The 16,582-nt window shown below is 32.3% G+C and carries 15 protein-coding genes; 14 read left to right on the top strand and 1 reads right to left on the bottom strand.

The features are described 5' to 3' along the window. Positions 1-103 precede the first annotated feature (103 nt). The 6 genes from JV528_RS11375 to rny all read left to right on the top strand — a co-directional run bounded on the left by JV528_RS11375 (position 104) and on the right by rny (position 6,454). Positions 104-931 (top strand): YmfK family protein, encoded by an 828-nt coding sequence (locus tag JV528_RS11375; RefSeq protein WP_000214889.1) that lies wholly within the window; start codon positions 104-106, stop codon positions 929-931. An 18-nt stretch (positions 932-949) separates the two neighbouring features. Beyond that, the gene (locus JV528_RS11370) at positions 950-1,342 is read left to right on the top strand and encodes a helix-turn-helix domain-containing protein (RefSeq protein WP_000859443.1); all 393 of its coding nucleotides are present in this window, start codon (positions 950-952) and stop codon (positions 1,340-1,342) included. Between the two features lie 33 nt (positions 1,343-1,375). Continuing rightward, on the top strand, positions 1,376-1,954 hold the full coding sequence (gene pgsA, locus JV528_RS11365; RefSeq protein WP_001025095.1) for a CDP-diacylglycerol--glycerol-3-phosphate 3-phosphatidyltransferase: 579 nt from the start codon (positions 1,376-1,378) through the stop codon (positions 1,952-1,954). A 226-nt stretch (positions 1,955-2,180) separates the two neighbouring features. Then, entirely contained in the window at positions 2,181-3,332 is a 1,152-nt protein-coding gene (locus tag JV528_RS11360) for a CinA family nicotinamide mononucleotide deamidase-related protein (RefSeq protein WP_000020352.1), read from the top strand. A gap of 165 nt (positions 3,333-3,497) precedes the next feature. After that, a complete protein-coding gene (gene recA, locus JV528_RS11355) occupies positions 3,498-4,541 on the top strand; it encodes a recombinase RecA (protein ID WP_000368166.1) in 1,044 nt (347 codons plus the stop codon). A gap of 353 nt (positions 4,542-4,894) precedes the next feature. Next, positions 4,895-6,454, top strand: coding sequence for a ribonuclease Y (gene rny / locus JV528_RS11350; RefSeq protein WP_001050913.1), 1,560 nt, complete (start codon positions 4,895-4,897; stop codon positions 6,452-6,454). Positions 6,455-6,750: 296 nt separating this feature from the next. Here rny and JV528_RS11345 read toward each other — a convergent pair whose 3' ends face one another. Beyond that, a complete protein-coding gene (locus JV528_RS11345; RefSeq protein ID WP_000026308.1) occupies positions 6,751-6,966 on the bottom strand; it encodes a hypothetical protein in 216 nt (71 codons plus the stop codon). A 173-nt stretch (positions 6,967-7,139) separates the two neighbouring features. Here JV528_RS11345 and JV528_RS11340 point away from each other — a divergent pair, with 173 nt between their 5' ends. From JV528_RS11340 to mutS, 8 genes are all read left to right on the top strand, one after another. Continuing rightward, on the top strand, positions 7,140-7,937 hold the full coding sequence (locus JV528_RS11340) for a TIGR00282 family metallophosphoesterase (protein ID WP_001222105.1): 798 nt from the start codon (positions 7,140-7,142) through the stop codon (positions 7,935-7,937). 139 nt (positions 7,938-8,076) lie between these two features. Beyond that, positions 8,077-9,837, top strand: a complete 1,761-nt coding sequence (locus JV528_RS11335; protein ID WP_000804326.1) for a 2-oxoacid:acceptor oxidoreductase subunit alpha — start codon at positions 8,077-8,079, stop codon at positions 9,835-9,837. Continuing rightward, positions 9,838-10,704 carry a 2-oxoacid:ferredoxin oxidoreductase subunit beta gene (locus JV528_RS11330; protein WP_000190138.1) on the top strand — a complete coding sequence of 289 codons (867 nt, stop codon included), beginning with the start codon at positions 9,838-9,840 and terminating at the stop codon, positions 10,702-10,704. Positions 10,705-10,798: 94 nt separating this feature from the next. Next, positions 10,799-11,092, top strand: coding sequence for a thiamine-binding protein (locus tag JV528_RS11325; protein ID WP_000655666.1), 294 nt, complete (start codon positions 10,799-10,801; stop codon positions 11,090-11,092). 133 nt (positions 11,093-11,225) lie between these two features. After that, positions 11,226-12,770 (top strand): tRNA (N6-isopentenyl adenosine(37)-C2)-methylthiotransferase MiaB, encoded by a 1,545-nt coding sequence (gene miaB / locus JV528_RS11320; RefSeq protein ID WP_001001521.1) that lies wholly within the window; start codon positions 11,226-11,228, stop codon positions 12,768-12,770. Then, positions 12,771-13,136 carry a YlbF/YmcA family competence regulator gene (locus JV528_RS11315; protein WP_000282386.1) on the top strand — a complete coding sequence of 122 codons (366 nt, stop codon included), beginning with the start codon at positions 12,771-12,773 and terminating at the stop codon, positions 13,134-13,136. A 26-nt stretch (positions 13,137-13,162) separates the two neighbouring features. Next, complete coding sequence (thiW, locus tag JV528_RS11310) at positions 13,163-13,654, top strand: energy coupling factor transporter S component ThiW (protein WP_000842277.1); 492 nt, start codon at positions 13,163-13,165, stop codon at positions 13,652-13,654. A gap of 302 nt (positions 13,655-13,956) precedes the next feature. Next, positions 13,957-16,575 carry a DNA mismatch repair protein MutS gene (gene mutS / locus JV528_RS11305; RefSeq protein WP_000073341.1) on the top strand — a complete coding sequence of 873 codons (2,619 nt, stop codon included), beginning with the start codon at positions 13,957-13,959 and terminating at the stop codon, positions 16,573-16,575. Positions 16,576-16,582: the final 7 nt, after the last annotated feature.

Genomic DNA, 16,582 nt, shown 5'->3' with positions numbered 1-16,582 from the left:
ATATAGAACTATTTTTATGAGCAAATGTTTTTATGATTGATGTTATAATATGAATATTACAATGAATCATAATTTGTTAATTAAACAAGGGGTGAGGTTCACCATGACAGTTGCAGAGAAAAAAGAATGGTACCTAGAATACGAAATTGAAATTAATAGACCGGGTCTTTTAGGTGATGTATCTAGTTTATTAGGTATGTTAGGTATAAGTATTGTTACAATTAATGGTGTTGATCAAGGTAAACGAGGCCTTTTAATTAAAACAGACAACCTTGAAAAAGTTGAACGTTTTGAGCAAATAGCTCGTGGTATAAATGAAATTGAAATAACAAAGCTTAAAAAACCAGAATTAAGAGACCGTCTTGCAGTTAGACATGGTAGATATATTGAGCAAGATGCAAAAGATAAGAAAACCTTTCGATTTGAGCGTGAAGATTTAGGCTTGTTAGTAGACTTTTTAGCTGAATTGTTCAAAGAAGAAGGTCATAAGTTGATTGGCATTAGAGGTATGCCACGGGTTGGTAAAACTGAATCAATTGTTGCGGGAAGTGTTTGTGCACATAAGAGATGGTTATTTATTAGTTCTACTTTAATAAAACAAACTGTACGTAGCTCTCTAATTAAAGGGGAATATGATGCCAATCATGTATATATTATTGATGGTGCAGTTACTGCCAGAGAATCTAATCCAAAACATCAAGAACTTGTTAACGAAGTTATGACGTTACCATCAATCAAAGTCGTTGAACATCCTGATTTATTTGTTGAAACAAGTACTTGTACAATGGAAGATTTTGACTATATTATCGAATTGAGAGAAAATGAAAATCAAGAAATACATTACGACGAAATGAAGAAACAGACAGTCCAAAGTAAGAATAATTTAGATTTTGGAGATCCATTTGGTGGTGGTTTTGGTTTCTTCGAGTAAGTGTAAGGAGGCTATGAATTGAAAACGGTCGGTGAAGCGCTAAAAGGTAGACGTGAAAGGTTAGGAATGACTTTAACAGAATTAGAGCAACGTACTGGAATTAAACGTGAAATGCTAGTGCATATTGAAAATAATGAATTCGATCAACTACCGAATAAAAATTACAGCGAAGGATTTATTAGAAAATATGCAAGCGTAGTAAATATTGAACCTAACCAATTAATTCAAGCTCATCAAGATGAAATTCCATCAAACCAAGCCGAATGGGACGAAGTAATTACAGTTTTCAATAATAATAAAGACTTAGATTATAAGAGTAAATCAAAAGAGCCAATACAATTATTAGTAATCATGGGTATTACAGTTTTAATAACTTTATTGTTATGGATCATGTTAGTTTTAATATTTTAACAGAAATAAATTAGTGAGAAATGAGGATGTATAATGAATATTCCGAACCAGATTACGGTTTTTAGAGTAGTGTTAATACCAGTTTTTATATTGTTTGCGTTAGTTGATTTTGGATTTGGCAATGTGTCATTTCTAGGAGGATATGAAATAAGAATTGAGTTATTAATCAGTGGTTTTATTTTTATATTGGCTTCCCTTAGCGATTTTGTTGATGGTTATTTAGCTAGAAAATGGAATTTAGTTACAAATATGGGGAAATTTTTGGATCCATTAGCGGATAAATTATTAGTTGCAAGTGCTTTAATTGTACTTGTACAACTAGGACTAACAAATTCTGTAGTAGCAATCATTATTATTGCCAGAGAATTTGCCGTAACTGGTTTACGTTTACTACAAATTGAACAAGGATTCGTAAGTGCAGCTGGTCAATTAGGTAAAATTAAAACAGCAGTTACTATGGTAGCAATTACTTGGTTGTTATTAGGTGATCCATTGGCAACATTGATTGGTTTGTCATTAGGACAAATGTTATTATACATTGGCGTTATTTTTACTATCTTATCTGGTATTGAATACTTTTATAAAGGTAGAGATGTTTTTAAACAAAAATAAATATTTGTTTATACTAGATTTCGTTTTCATATGGAATCTAGTTTTTTTAATCCCAATTTTAGAAATTAGCCACGCAATTGTTTATAATGATATATTGTAAAACAATATTTGTTCATTTTTTTAGGAAAATGTGTTGTAGCATCTGATACATTGAATTTAAAATTGATGTGAATTTTTAAATGGAATACATGAAAAAAATGAATTAAACGATACAAGGGGGATATAAATGTCAATTGCCATTATTGCTGTAGGCTCAGAACTATTGCTAGGTCAAATCGCTAATACCAATGGACAATTTCTATCTAAAGTATTTAATGAAATTGGACAAAATGTATTAGAACATAAAGTTATTGGAGATAATAAAAAACGTTTAGAATCAAGTGTACGTCATGCGTTAGAAAAATATGATACTGTTATTTTAACAGGTGGCTTAGGTCCTACGAAAGATGACTTAACGAAGCATACAGTGGCCCAGATTGTTGGTAAAGATTTAGTTATTGATGAGCCTTCTTTAAAATATATTGAAAGCTATTTTGAGGAACAAGGACAAGAAATGACACCTAATAATAAACAACAGGCTTTAGTAATTGAAGGTTCAACTGTATTAGCAAATCATCATGGCATGGCTCCAGGAATGATGGTGAATTTTGAAAACAAACAAATTATTTTATTACCAGGTCCACCGAAAGAAATGCAACCAATGGTAAAAAATGAATTGTTGTCACATTTTATAAACCATAATCGAATTATACACTCTGAACTATTAAGATTTGCGGGAATAGGTGAATCTAAAGTAGAAACAGTATTAATAGATCTTATCGATAAACAGACTAATCCTACGATTGCGCCTTTGGCAGGAAGTCATGAAGTATATATTAGATTGACTGCAAATGCCGACTCAAAAGAACAAGCACAATCATTGATTCAACCTGTTAAGCAAGAAATTCTTGATCGTATTGGAGAATATTATTATGGTTCAGATGACACATTAATTGAGCAAGCTGTAATAAAGAAAATTCATGAACCTTTTGTAATATATGATGGTATTACTAATGGTGCGTTATATCATCGATTGAAAGAAGTGGATTTAAACGATGTTCTAAAGGGTATGATTAATCACAATGAAAAATTTGTTGATATTAATAAACCTATTGAGCAGCAATTAAAAGATGCAGTGCAATTTGTTAATAAATTATTTAATGTGTCATCAGCAATTATTCTATTAGAGTATGATGGTGTAGTCCATATAGGCTATGATAATAACTTAGAATTTAAAACTGAGCAATTTAAAATGTCTAAATCTAGAAATTTATTAAAGAACAGAAGTCAAAATTATGCGCTTATAAGATTATTAAATTGGCTTAGAACAACAAATTAATTGTATTATCGATAAAAATATAAGCACGTTTGTTCGTTTTTTGTGTTTTGATTCCAAGACTTTATACGAACAAATATTCGCAAAACACTTGTATTTTATTTTGAATCCTTGTATAGTATTGGTAAGATAATTAAAAGATAGCAATTTCAATTAGGAGGTCTCGCTTTGGATAACGATCGTCAAAAAGCTTTAGATACAGTAATTAAAAATATGGAGAAATCTTTCGGTAAAGGTGCCGTAATGAAGTTGGGTGACAATATAGGTCGCCGAGTTTCAACTACATCAACTGGTTCAGTTACATTAGATAATGCGCTAGGTGTAGGTGGATATCCTAAAGGACGAATTATTGAAATTTATGGTCCTGAAAGTTCTGGTAAGACAACAGTAGCGCTTCACGCTATTGCTGAAGTACAAAGTAATGGCGGGGTGGCAGCATTTATCGATGCTGAACATGCTTTAGATCCAGAATATGCTCAAGCATTAGGCGTAGATATCGATAATTTATATTTATCGCAACCGGATCATGGTGAACAAGGTCTTGAAATCGCCGAAGCATTTGTTAGAAGTGGTGCAGTTGATATTGTAGTTGTAGACTCAGTTGCTGCTTTAACACCTAAAGCTGAAATTGAAGGAGAAATGGGAGACACTCACGTTGGTTTACAAGCTCGTTTAATGTCACAAGCGTTACGTAAACTTTCAGGTGCTATTTCTAAATCAAATACAACTGCTATTTTCATCAACCAAATTCGTGAAAAAGTTGGTGTTATGTTCGGTAATCCAGAGACTACACCAGGTGGACGTGCATTAAAATTCTATAGTTCAGTAAGACTAGAAGTACGTCGTGCAGAACAGCTTAAACAAGGACAAGAAATTGTAGGTAATAGAACTAAAATTAAAGTCGTTAAAAATAAAGTGGCACCACCATTTAGAGTAGCTGAAGTTGATATTATGTATGGACAAGGTATTTCTAAAGAGGGTGAACTTATTGATTTAGGTGTTGAAAACGACATCGTTGATAAATCAGGAGCATGGTATTCTTACAATGGCGAACGAATGGGTCAAGGTAAGGAAAATGTTAAAATGTACTTGAAAGAAAACCCACAAATTAAAGAAGAAATTGATCGTAAATTGAGAGAAAAATTAGGTATATCTGATGGTGATGTTGAAGAAACAGAAGATGCACCAAAGTCATTATTTGACGAAGAATAGTACACAAATTTATATCTATAGTTAAACTTAGCAAATTTCCTTATAGGATTGATTGAAAGTGATATTCATCTCATAAAGCTGGAATAATATCTAACTTTATGGGATGCACTTCAAATCGAGACTATAAGGTTTTTTATTTTATTTATTATTACATTATCAATAGTTTTATAATCGAGCTTCAAAACTTTAGAAAATAGTAGAAATAGCATTCAATATAGTGCAAAAGTGCAAATTGATAACTTGACACTTATCTCCTATAAACCGTACAATTAATTTGTATGATTTATATATAATTTCATAAAGTCATATTGAATTTCATATAAAGAGCAAACCCTAGAAAAGGAGGTGTTTGTGTGAATTTATTAAGCCTCCTACTCATTTTGCTGGGGATCATTCTAGGAGTTGTTGGAGGGTATGTTGTTGCCCGAAATTTGTTGCTTCAAAAGCAATCACAAGCTAGACAAACTGCCGAAGATATTGTAAATCAAGCACATAAAGAAGCTGACAATATCAAAAAAGAGAAATTACTTGAGGCAAAAGAAGAAAACCAAATCCTAAGAGAACAAACTGAAGCAGAACTACGTGAAAGACGTAGCGAACTTCAAAGACAAGAAACCCGACTTCTTCAAAAAGAAGAAAACTTAGAGCGTAAATCTGATCTATTAGATAAAAAAGATGAGATTTTAGAGCAAAAAGAATCAAAAATTGAAGAAAAACAACAACAAGTAGATGCAAAAGAGAGTAGTGTTCAAACGTTAATAATGAAGCATGAACAAGAATTAGAACGCATCTCCGGTCTCACTCAAGAAGAAGCTATTAATGAGCAACTTCAAAGAGTAGAGGAAGAACTGTCACAAGATATTGCAGTACTTGTTAAAGAAAAAGAAAAAGAAGCTAAAGAAAAAGTTGATAAAACAGCAAAAGAATTATTAGCTACAGCAGTACAAAGATTAGCAGCAGATCACACAAGTGAATCAACGGTATCAGTAGTTAACTTACCTAATGATGAGATGAAAGGTCGAATCATTGGACGAGAAGGACGAAACATCCGCACACTTGAAACTTTAACTGGCATTGATTTAATTATTGATGACACACCAGAAGCAGTTATATTATCTGGTTTTGATCCAATAAGAAGAGAAATTGCTAGAACAGCACTTGTTAACTTAGTATCTGATGGACGTATTCATCCAGGTAGAATTGAAGATATGGTCGAAAAAGCTAGAAAAGAAGTAGACGATATTATTAGAGAAGCAGGTGAACAAGCTACATTTGAAGTGAACGCACATAATATGCATCCTGACTTAGTAAAAATTGTAGGGCGTTTAAACTATCGTACAAGTTACGGTCAAAATGTACTTAAACATTCAATTGAAGTTGCGCATCTTGCTAGTATGTTAGCTGCTGAGCTAGGCGAAGATGAGACATTAGCGAAACGAGCTGGACTTTTACATGATGTTGGTAAAGCAATTGATCATGAAGTAGAAGGTAGTCATGTTGAAATCGGTGTAGAATTAGCGAAAAAATATGGTGAAAATGAAACAGTTATTAATGCAATCCATTCTCACCATGGTGATGTTGAACCTACATCTATTATATCTATCCTTGTTGCTGCTGCAGATGCATTGTCTGCGGCTCGTCCAGGTGCAAGAAAAGAAACATTAGAGAATTATATTCGTCGATTAGAACGTTTAGAAACGTTATCAGAAAGTTATGATGGTGTAGAAAAAGCATTTGCGATTCAGGCAGGTAGAGAAATCCGAGTGATTGTATCTCCTGAAGAAATTGATGATTTAAAATCTTATCGATTGGCTAGAGATATTAAAAATCAGATTGAAGATGAATTACAATATCCTGGTCATATCAAGGTGACAGTTGTTCGAGAGACTAGAGCAGTAGAATATGCGAAATAATTTTTGTCTCCCTCACAAATTAGTGAGGGAGCTTTTTTAAGTTGTAGTCTCAATCTAGTTAGACAGCACTTTATTGGTAATAACTATATTAAACAGTAGTTATTTGAAAGTAAGACGGACCTTATATTAAATAAGAAGTTATTGCTTTTAATAAAAATGTTTTAGGCTTCGTAATTACTATATTTATATTATGTAAACCTAAAAAGGTGATTGCTTTTCTATCCAATAAAAAAGAAGAGAAGATGTAACACATCTTCTCTTCTGTAATATTAATTAGGATTTATTTCTAAGTTGAGTTATTTTAATTGTAAATCTGTTTTCTTTAATTCTTTTATAACTTCTGCAGTATCATAACAATTTGTTGCAATTGTTGAATATCTCTCTGCTAAACGATATGCATTAATGTAAAGCTTTAAACTTTCTTTAGCTATATCCTCTGCATCTTCGAATTTTGATGGGTTAGACATAACCACTAATTCTGCAAATTTTTCTGGATCAATATTAATAGACATGTATTTATTTACAACTCCTATTTATTTTGATGTCTTAATACTAACATATTGAAGTTTTCAGACAAAGTAATGTCTCTTTATAATTGAAGAAAAATAATTCAAAGAATTTAATATTTACTTTAAATATTAGAACGTATGAATTAAACTAGTATTTATGAGAGGATGAACAAAACATGAGAATAATGTTTATAGGGGATATCGTAGGTAAAATTGGACGAGACGCAATTGAAACGTACATACCTCAACTGAAGCAAAAATATAAACCAACAGTTACAATTGTAAATGCTGAAAATGCAGCACATGGTAAAGGTTTGACTGAAAAAATATATAAACAATTACTAAGAAATGGTGTAGATTTCATGACTATGGGTAATCACACATATGGTCAACGTGAAATTTATGATTTTATAGATGAAGCAAAACGACTAGTAAGACCAGCGAATTTTCCGGATGAAGCGCCGGGAATTGGTATGAGATTTATACAAATTAATGATATTAAACTTGCAGTTATTAATCTGCAAGGAAGAGCGTTTATGCCAGATATTGATGATCCTTTTAAAAAGGCAGATCAATTAGTCAAGGAAGCACAAGAACAAACTCCATTTATATTTGTTGATTTTCATGCAGAAACAACTTCTGAAAAGTATGCAATGGGATGGCATTTAGATGGTAGAGCTAGCGCTGTTGTTGGAACGCATACACACATTCAAACTGCAGATGAACGTATTTTACCAAAGGGGACAGGGTATATAACGGATGTTGGTATGACAGGCTTTTATGACGGCATTTTAGGAATAAATAAAACAGAGGTAATTGAGCGTTTTATCACTAGTTTGCCACAAAGACATGTTGTTCCAAATGAAGGTAGAAGTGTATTATCTGGTGTTGTTATTGATTTGGACAAAGAAGGTAAAACAAAGCACATCGAACGTATATTGATAAATGATGACCATCCATTTTCAACATTTTAAAATTACGTAAGTAAACATTCGAATCGGACCCTATCGTCCATTAGTATGAATTTAATATAGTACCACTGTTTACATAGTAAATCGGTGGTTCTTTTTGTTATCATTTAATATGAAATATATCCATAGGAGGCATATAACTATGAAACCACAATTATCGTGGAAAGTTGGCGGTCAACAAGGCGAAGGTATTGAATCAACTGGGGAAATCTTCGCTACGGCTATGAATAGAAAAGGATATTATTTATATGGATATAGACATTTTTCAAGTCGTATCAAAGGTGGACATACGAATAATAAAATTAGAGTTTCTACGACGCCTGTTCATGCAATTAGTGATGATTTAGATATTTTGATTGCATTTGACCAAGAAACAATTGATGTTAACCATCATGAAATGAGAGAAGACAGTATCATTTTAGCTGATGCCAAGGCTAAACCTGTGAAACCAGAAGGATGTCATGCACAGCTTATTGAATTACCTTTTACAGCAACCGCTAAAGAATTAGGTACAGCATTAATGAAAAACATGGTTGCAATAGGTGCTACTAGCGCATTGATGAATTTGAATACAAATACATTTGAAGAACTTATTACTAATATGTTTTCTAAAAAAGGTGACAAGGTAGTTGAAGTCAATATCCAAGCATTAAACGAAGGTTATCAATTAATGCAATCCCGCTTACCTGAAATCGACGGGGACTTTGAATTAGAGTCAACAGATGCACTACCACATCTATATATGATTGGTAACGATGCCATTGGATTAGGTGCAATTGCTGCAGGTTCACAATTTATGGCGGCATATCCTATTACACCTGCGTCTGAAGTTATGGAATATATGATTGCCAATATATCTAAAGTAAACGGAGCGGTTATTCAAACAGAAGATGAAATTGCTGCTGTAACTATGGCTATTGGTGCAAATTATGGTGGAGTCAGAGCGTTTACGGCTAGTGCTGGTCCAGGTTTATCTTTAATGATGGAAGCAATTGGATTATCTGGTATGACTGAAACGCCATTAGTCATTATTAATACCCAACGAGGTGGACCTTCTACTGGATTACCTACGAAACAAGAACAGTCAGATTTAATGCAAATGATTTATGGTACACATGGTGATATTCCAAAAATTGTTGTAGCACCAACTGATGCAGAAGATGCATTTTATTTAACTATGGAATCCTTTAATTTAGCAGAACAATATCAATGCCCTGTTATAGTTTTAAGTGATTTGCAATTATCTTTAGGTAAACAAACTGTTGAAAAATTAGATTATAATCGCATTGAAATTAAACGTGGTGAAATCATTCAATCTGATATTGAACGTGAAGAAGATGATAAAGGTTATTTCAAGCGTTATGCGTTAACATCCAATGGTGTTTCTCCTAGACCTATCCCCGGTGTTAAAGGAGGTATTCATCATATAACTGGTGTGGAACACAATGAAGAAGGTAAACCTAGTGAATCTGCGTCAAATAGACAACAACAAATGGAAAAACGAATGCGTAAAATTGAGCAGTTAGTAATTGAATCGCCAGTAGAAGCTAACTTACAACATGAGGATGCAGATATTCTTTATATCGGTTTTATTTCTACAAAAGGTGCAATTCAAGAAGGTAGTAACCGTTTGAATCAACAAGGCATAAAAGTTAACACTATACAAATTAGACAATTGCATCCATTCCCTACAAGCGTTATTCAAGATGCAGTTAATAAAGCGAAGAAAGTCGTTGTAGTGGAGCACAATTATCAAGGACAATTGGCTAGTATTATAAAAATGAATGTCAATATTCATGATAAGATTGAAAATTATACAAAGTATGATGGGACACCTTTCCTACCACATGAAATCGAAGAAAAAGGAAAAATAATTGCTACTGAAATAAAGGAGATGGTATAGATGGCGACATTTAAAGATTTTAGAAATAATGTTAAGCCTAACTGGTGCCCTGGATGTGGCGATTTCTCAGTACAAGCTGCAATTCAAAAAGCAGCCGCAAATATAGGGTTAGAACCTGAAGAAGTAGCTATCATCACCGGTATAGGATGTTCTGGCCGTCTTTCAGGATATATTAATTCTTATGGCGTTCATTCTATTCACGGACGTGCATTACCTTTAGCTCAAGGTGTAAAAATGGCGAATAAAGATTTAACTGTTATTGCATCTGGAGGAGATGGTGATGGTTATGCTATAGGTATGGGGCATACAATCCATGCTTTAAGAAGAAATATGAACATGACGTATATAGTCATGGATAATCAAATTTATGGTTTGACAAAGGGACAAACATCGCCGTCATCAGCAGTAGGATTCGTTACTAAAACAACGCCAAAAGGTAATATAGAAAAAAATGTTGCGCCTTTAGAATTAGCATTATCATCTGGTGCCACATTTGTAGCCCAAGGTTTTTCAAGTGATATTAAAGGATTAACAAAACTAATTGAAGATGCAATTAATCATGATGGATTTTCATTCGTTAATGTCTTTTCACCATGTGTGACTTATAATAAAATTAACACATACGATTGGTTTAAAGAACATTTAACAAGTGTTGATGACATTGAAAATTATGATTCTACAGATAAACAATTAGCGACTAAAACTGTTATTGAACATGAATCTTTAGTAACTGGTATTGTTTATCAAGATAAAGAAACACCATCATATGAATCTCAAATTAAAGAGTTAGATGATACACCACTAGCTAAAAGAGATATCAAAATTACTGAAGACACGTTCAATGCATTAACTGAACAATTTATTTAATAATTAAAACTGAGTCGTATAAATGTGTTTATAACAGATCCATTTATGCTACTCAGTTTTTTTACTATTACAAAAAATAAAGGAGTTTTTAAAAATGAAAGACACATTAATGAGTATACAAATAATTCCTAAAACACCAAACAATGACAATGTTATACCTTACGTAGACGAGGCGATTAAAATAATTGACGAATCTGGTTTGCATTTTAGAGTAGGTCCGTTAGAAACGACAGTACAAGGAAATATGAATGAATGTTTAATTTTAATACAATCATTAAATGAACGAATGGTGGAACTGGAATGTCCAAGTATTATTAGCCAAGTTAAGTTTTATCATGTGCCAGATGGCATCACTATTGAAACTTTAACTGAAAAATATGATGAATAACATTAAAAGTGAAGTAAACTGGATTTGAATTGGCTTGTTAGAGATGACGTATAACTTTAACTGCTTTTGCACTTTATAGTTAAATTTAATATAATTATTAAATGATACGGGCAAATAGAAAGGATTTTGTAAAGTGAACGAAGAACAAAGAAAAGCAAGTTCTGTAGATGTTTTAGCTGAGAGAGATAAGAAAGCAGAAAAAGATTATAGTAAATATTTTGAACATGTTTATCAACCGCCTAATTTAAAAGAAGCGAAAAAAAGAGGTAAACAAGAAGTTCGTTATAATAGAGATTTCCAAATTGATGAAAAATATCGCGGTATGGGGAACGAGCGTACATTTTTAATTAAAACATATGGATGTCAAATGAATGCACATGACACTGAGGTCATTGCTGGTATACTTGAAGCATTAGGCTATCAAGCAACGACTGATATTAACACTGCAGATGTTATTTTAATTAATACATGTGCGATTAGAGAAAATGCCGAGAACAAAGTGTTTAGTGAAATTGGTAATTTGAAGCATTTGAAGAAAGAACGACCTGATATTTTAATCGGAGTTTGTGGTTGTATGTCACAAGAAGAGTCAGTAGTGAATAAAATTTTAAAATCGTATCAAAATGTAGATATGATTTTTGGTACACATAATATTCATCATTTACCAGAAATTTTAGAAGAAGCATACTTATCTAAAGCAATGGTTGTTGAAGTATGGTCTAAAGAAGGAGACGTTATTGAAAATCTTCCAAAAGTCCGTGAAGGCAACATTAAAGCATGGGTCAATATTATGTATGGTTGTGATAAGTTTTGTACATATTGCATTGTTCCATTTACAAGAGGTAAAGAACGAAGCCGTAGACCTGAAGATATTATAGATGAAGTACGTGAGCTTGCTCGTGAAGGTTACAAAGAAATAACGCTTTTAGGTCAAAATGTAAATTCATATGGTAAAGATTTACAGGATATAGAATATGACTTAGGAGATCTTTTACAAGCAATTTCTAAAATAGCGATTCCAAGAGTTCGTTTCACAACAAGTCATCCTTGGGACTTCACAGATCACATGATTGATGTTATTTCAGAGGGCGGTAATATCGTTCCTCATATCCACTTGCCAGTTCAATCTGGAAATAATGCAGTATTAAAAATAATGGGTAGAAAATATACACGAGAAAGTTATTTGGATTTAGTAAAACGAATCAAAGATAGAATTCCAAATGTAGCATTAACTACAGATATTATTGTAGGCTATCCAAATGAATCAGAGGAACAATTTGAAGAAACTTTAACTTTGTATGATGAAGTTGGTTTTGAACATGCATATACGTATTTGTATTCACAACGTGATGGTACGCCTGCTGCTAAAATGAAAGATAATGTACCTTTAGATGTCAAAAAGGAACGATTGCAACGTTTGAATAAAAAAGTTGGTCATTATTCACAAATAGCTATGAGTAAGTACGAAGGACAAACTGTAACAGTACTTTGTGAAGGTAGTAGTAAAAAAGATGATCAGGTTCTTGCTGGCTACACTGATAAAAATAAGTTAGTTAATTTCAAAGCGCCTAAAGAAATGATTGGTAAACTAGTGGAAGTACGAATAGATGAAGCTAAACAGTATTCATTAAATGGCAGTTTTGTAAAGGAAGTAGAGCCGGAAATGGTGATTCAATAAATGTATAATAAAGATGACGTGTTGAAACAAGCGGATAATATTGCAAATAAAATTAAAAATTTGGATACTATCAAAACATATCAACAAATTGAAGCACAGATTCATCAGAACCAAACGATAAAGACTAAAATGGATATGTTAAAAAAGCATCAAAAACAAGCAGTAAACTTTCAAAATTACGGGAAACAAAATGCGCTAGAACAGTCGGAACATACCATTCAAAGTATAGAAGCAGAAATAAATACATTGCCCATAGTTGAACAGTTTCAAACTTCACAATATGAAGCGAATCAATTATTGAAAATGTTTGTATCAACAATGGAAACACGTTTAAATGACCATAATAAAGCCAAACATAGTGATTAATTACAAACAAAAAGGAGAACAATCATATGAAATCAAGAAAACTGGCTATAACTGCACTTTTAATTGCAATAAATGTTGTATTAAGCAGTATTATCATCATTCCTCTAGGACCAGTTAAGGCAGCACCAGTACAGCATTTTGTAAATGTATTAAGTGCGGTCATAGTAGGTCCTTGGTATGGATTAGCTCAAGCGCTTATATCATCAATTTTAAGAGTTCTTTTTGGAACTGGTACAGCTTTTGCATTTCCGGGTAGTATGATTGGAGTTTTATTGGCTAGTATGTTTTACATATATCGTAAACATATATTCATGGCCGCGGTCGGTGAAGTACTTGGAACTGGTGTCATCGGAAGTTTAATTTGTATACCATTAGCATATTTCCTTGGGCTTCAAGACTTCTTCATTAAACCGTTAATGATTACGTTCATAGTCTCAAGTGCTATCGGATCTATTATAAGTTATTTCTTATTAATTACTCTAAAAAAACGTGGTATTCTTCAAAGGTTTATAAAATAATTTTATGATATATGATTTCAAACAGAGTCATTGTTCATTTTAATATTGAACGCCCTTACTTAATTAAATGTCTTGAATGTTAGAATTTTAATATAATTCTAAACATGCTATTAACACATTTTATTAGGTTTGAGGCGTTTTCTTATACATTTAAGATGCTTCGTTATTATATGGTATGAATAGGTTTGTAAAAGTAAGTATGTTAAAATGTATAAGTTAAATAATTAATAATTAGAAAGCTTACAAACGAATATATTGTAAAGAAAAATTTTAAAAAGAGACAAGGGTTGTGAAGAAATAATATGTCTAATGTTACACCAATGATGCAGCAATATTTAAAAATAAAATCAGAATACCAAGATTGCTTATTATTTTTTAGACTAGGTGATTTCTATGAAATGTTTTATGAAGATGCCAAGGAGGCATCACGTGTACTTGAAATTACTTTAACTAAAAGAGATGCTAAAAAAGAAAATCCAATTCCGATGTGTGGTGTTCCGTATCATTCTGCAGATAGTTATATAGATACACTTGTTAATAATGGATATAAAGTAGCTATTTGTGAACAGATGGAAGATCCGAAACAAACGAAAGGTATGGTTAGACGTGAGGTAGTAAGAATTGTGACTCCAGGAACTGTGATGGAGCAAGGTGGTGTAGATGATAAACAAAATAACTATATTTTAAGTTTTGTTATGAATCAACCTGAAATTGCGCTTAGTTACTGTGATGTTTCTACTGGTGAATTAAAGGTTACACATTTTAATGATGAAGCGACTTTATTAAATGAAATTACGACGATAAACCCTAACGAAGTTGTTATCAATGACAATATTTCCGATCATTTAAAAAGACAAATTAATATGGTGACAGAAACAATAACAGTCAGGGAAACGTTATCATCTGAAATCTATAGTGTGAATCAAACTGAACATAAATTAATGTATCAAGCGACACAATTATTGCTAGATTATATTCATCATACACAAAAACGTGATTTATCGCATATCGAGGATGTTGTTCAATATGCAGCTATAGATTATATGAAAATGGATTTTTATGCTAAGAGAAACCTTGAGTTAACGGAAAGCATTCGATTAAAATCCAAAAAAGGAACGCTACTTTGGCTGATGGACGAAACGAAAACACCAATGGGAGCACGTCGATTAAAACAATGGATAGATAGACCACTAATAAGTAAAGAACAAATTGAAGCACGATTAGATATCGTTGATGAATTTAGTGCTCATTTCATAGAAAGAGACACCTTAAGAACATATCTTAATCAAGTGTATGATATTGAACGTCTTGTTGGGCGTGTTAGTTACGGAAATGTTAATGCGAGAGATTTAATTCAACTTAAACATTCCATTTCTGAAATACCGAACATTAAAGCATTACTAAATTCTATGAATCAGGATACTCTTGTACAAGTTAATCAACTAGAACCACTTGATGATTTACTTGATATATTAGAACAGAGTTTAGTAGAAGAACCACCAATTTCAGTTAAAGATGGTGGACTATTCAAAGTTGGTTTTAATATGCAATTAGATGAATATCTTGAAGCTTCAAAAAACGGAAAAACATGGTTAGCAGAACTACAAGCCAAAGAAAGACAACGTACAGGAATAAAATCATTGAAAATAAGCTTTAATAAAGTGTTTGGTTATTTTATAGAAATAACACGTGCCAACTTGCAAAATTTTGAACCAAGTGAATTTGGTTATATGAGGAAGCAAACGTTATCGAATGCGGAACGATTTATAACTGATGAACTTAAAGAAAAAGAAGATATCATTTTAGGTGCGGAAGACAAAGCTATTGAATTAGAATATCAATTATTTGTTCAGCTACGTGAAGAAGTTAAAAAATATACTGAACGTTTACAACAACAAGCTAAAATTATTTCAGAGTTAGATTGTTTACAGAGCTTTGCAGAAATTGCTCAAAAATATAATTATACTAGGCCTTCATTTAGTGAAAATAAAACATTAGAATTAGTGGAATCTAGGCACCCAGTAGTGGAAAGAGTAATGGATTATAATGACTATGTGCCTAATAATTGTCGATTAGATAATGAAACATTTATATATTTAATTACAGGTCCGAATATGTCTGGTAAATCGACGTATATGAGACAAGTTGCCATAATTAGCATAATGGCCCAAATGGGAGCTTATGTCCCTTGTAAAGAGGCTGTGTTACCTATATTTGATCAAATATTCACTAGAATAGGTGCGGCAGATGATTTGGTTTCAGGTAAGAGTACGTTTATGGTAGAAATGCTAGAAGCACAAAAGGCATTAACTTATGCAACAGAGGATAGTTTGATTATTTTCGATGAAATTGGACGTGGTACTTCAACGTATGACGGTTTAGCTTTAGCGCAGGCAATGATAGAGTATGTAGCTGAAACATCACATGCTAAAACGTTATTTTCAACACATTATCATGAATTGACAACATTAGATCAAGCATTACCAAGTCTAAAAAATGTTCACGTCGCTGCTAATGAATATAAAGGTGAACTTATATTCTTGCATAAAGTCAAAGATGGTGCAGTTGACGATAGTTATGGTATTCAAGTTGCGAAATTAGCTGATTTACCTGAAAAAGTTATTAGCAGAGCACAAGTGATTCTAAGCGAGTTTGAAGCGTCTGCTGGTAAAAAATCATCGATATCAAATTTAAAAATGGTCGAAAATGAACCTGAAATTAATCAAGAAAATTCAAGCTTAAGTGTTGAAGAAACAACTGATACGTTATCTCAAAAAGACTTTGAACAAGCATCATTTGATTTGTTTGAAAATGATCAAGAAAGCGAGATTGAACTACAAATTAAAAATTTGAATTTATCTAATATGACACCAATTGAGGCATTGGTGAAGTTAAGTGAATTACAAAATCAATTAAAATAGAGGTGTT

This window comes from Staphylococcus sp. GDB20D11A (genome assembly GCF_016893255.1).
Lineage (GTDB): Bacteria > Bacillota > Bacilli > Staphylococcales > Staphylococcaceae > Staphylococcus > Staphylococcus aureus.
The sequence above is the reverse complement of the archived record's forward strand: the minus strand, read 5'-3'. Positions and strand labels throughout refer to the sequence as shown.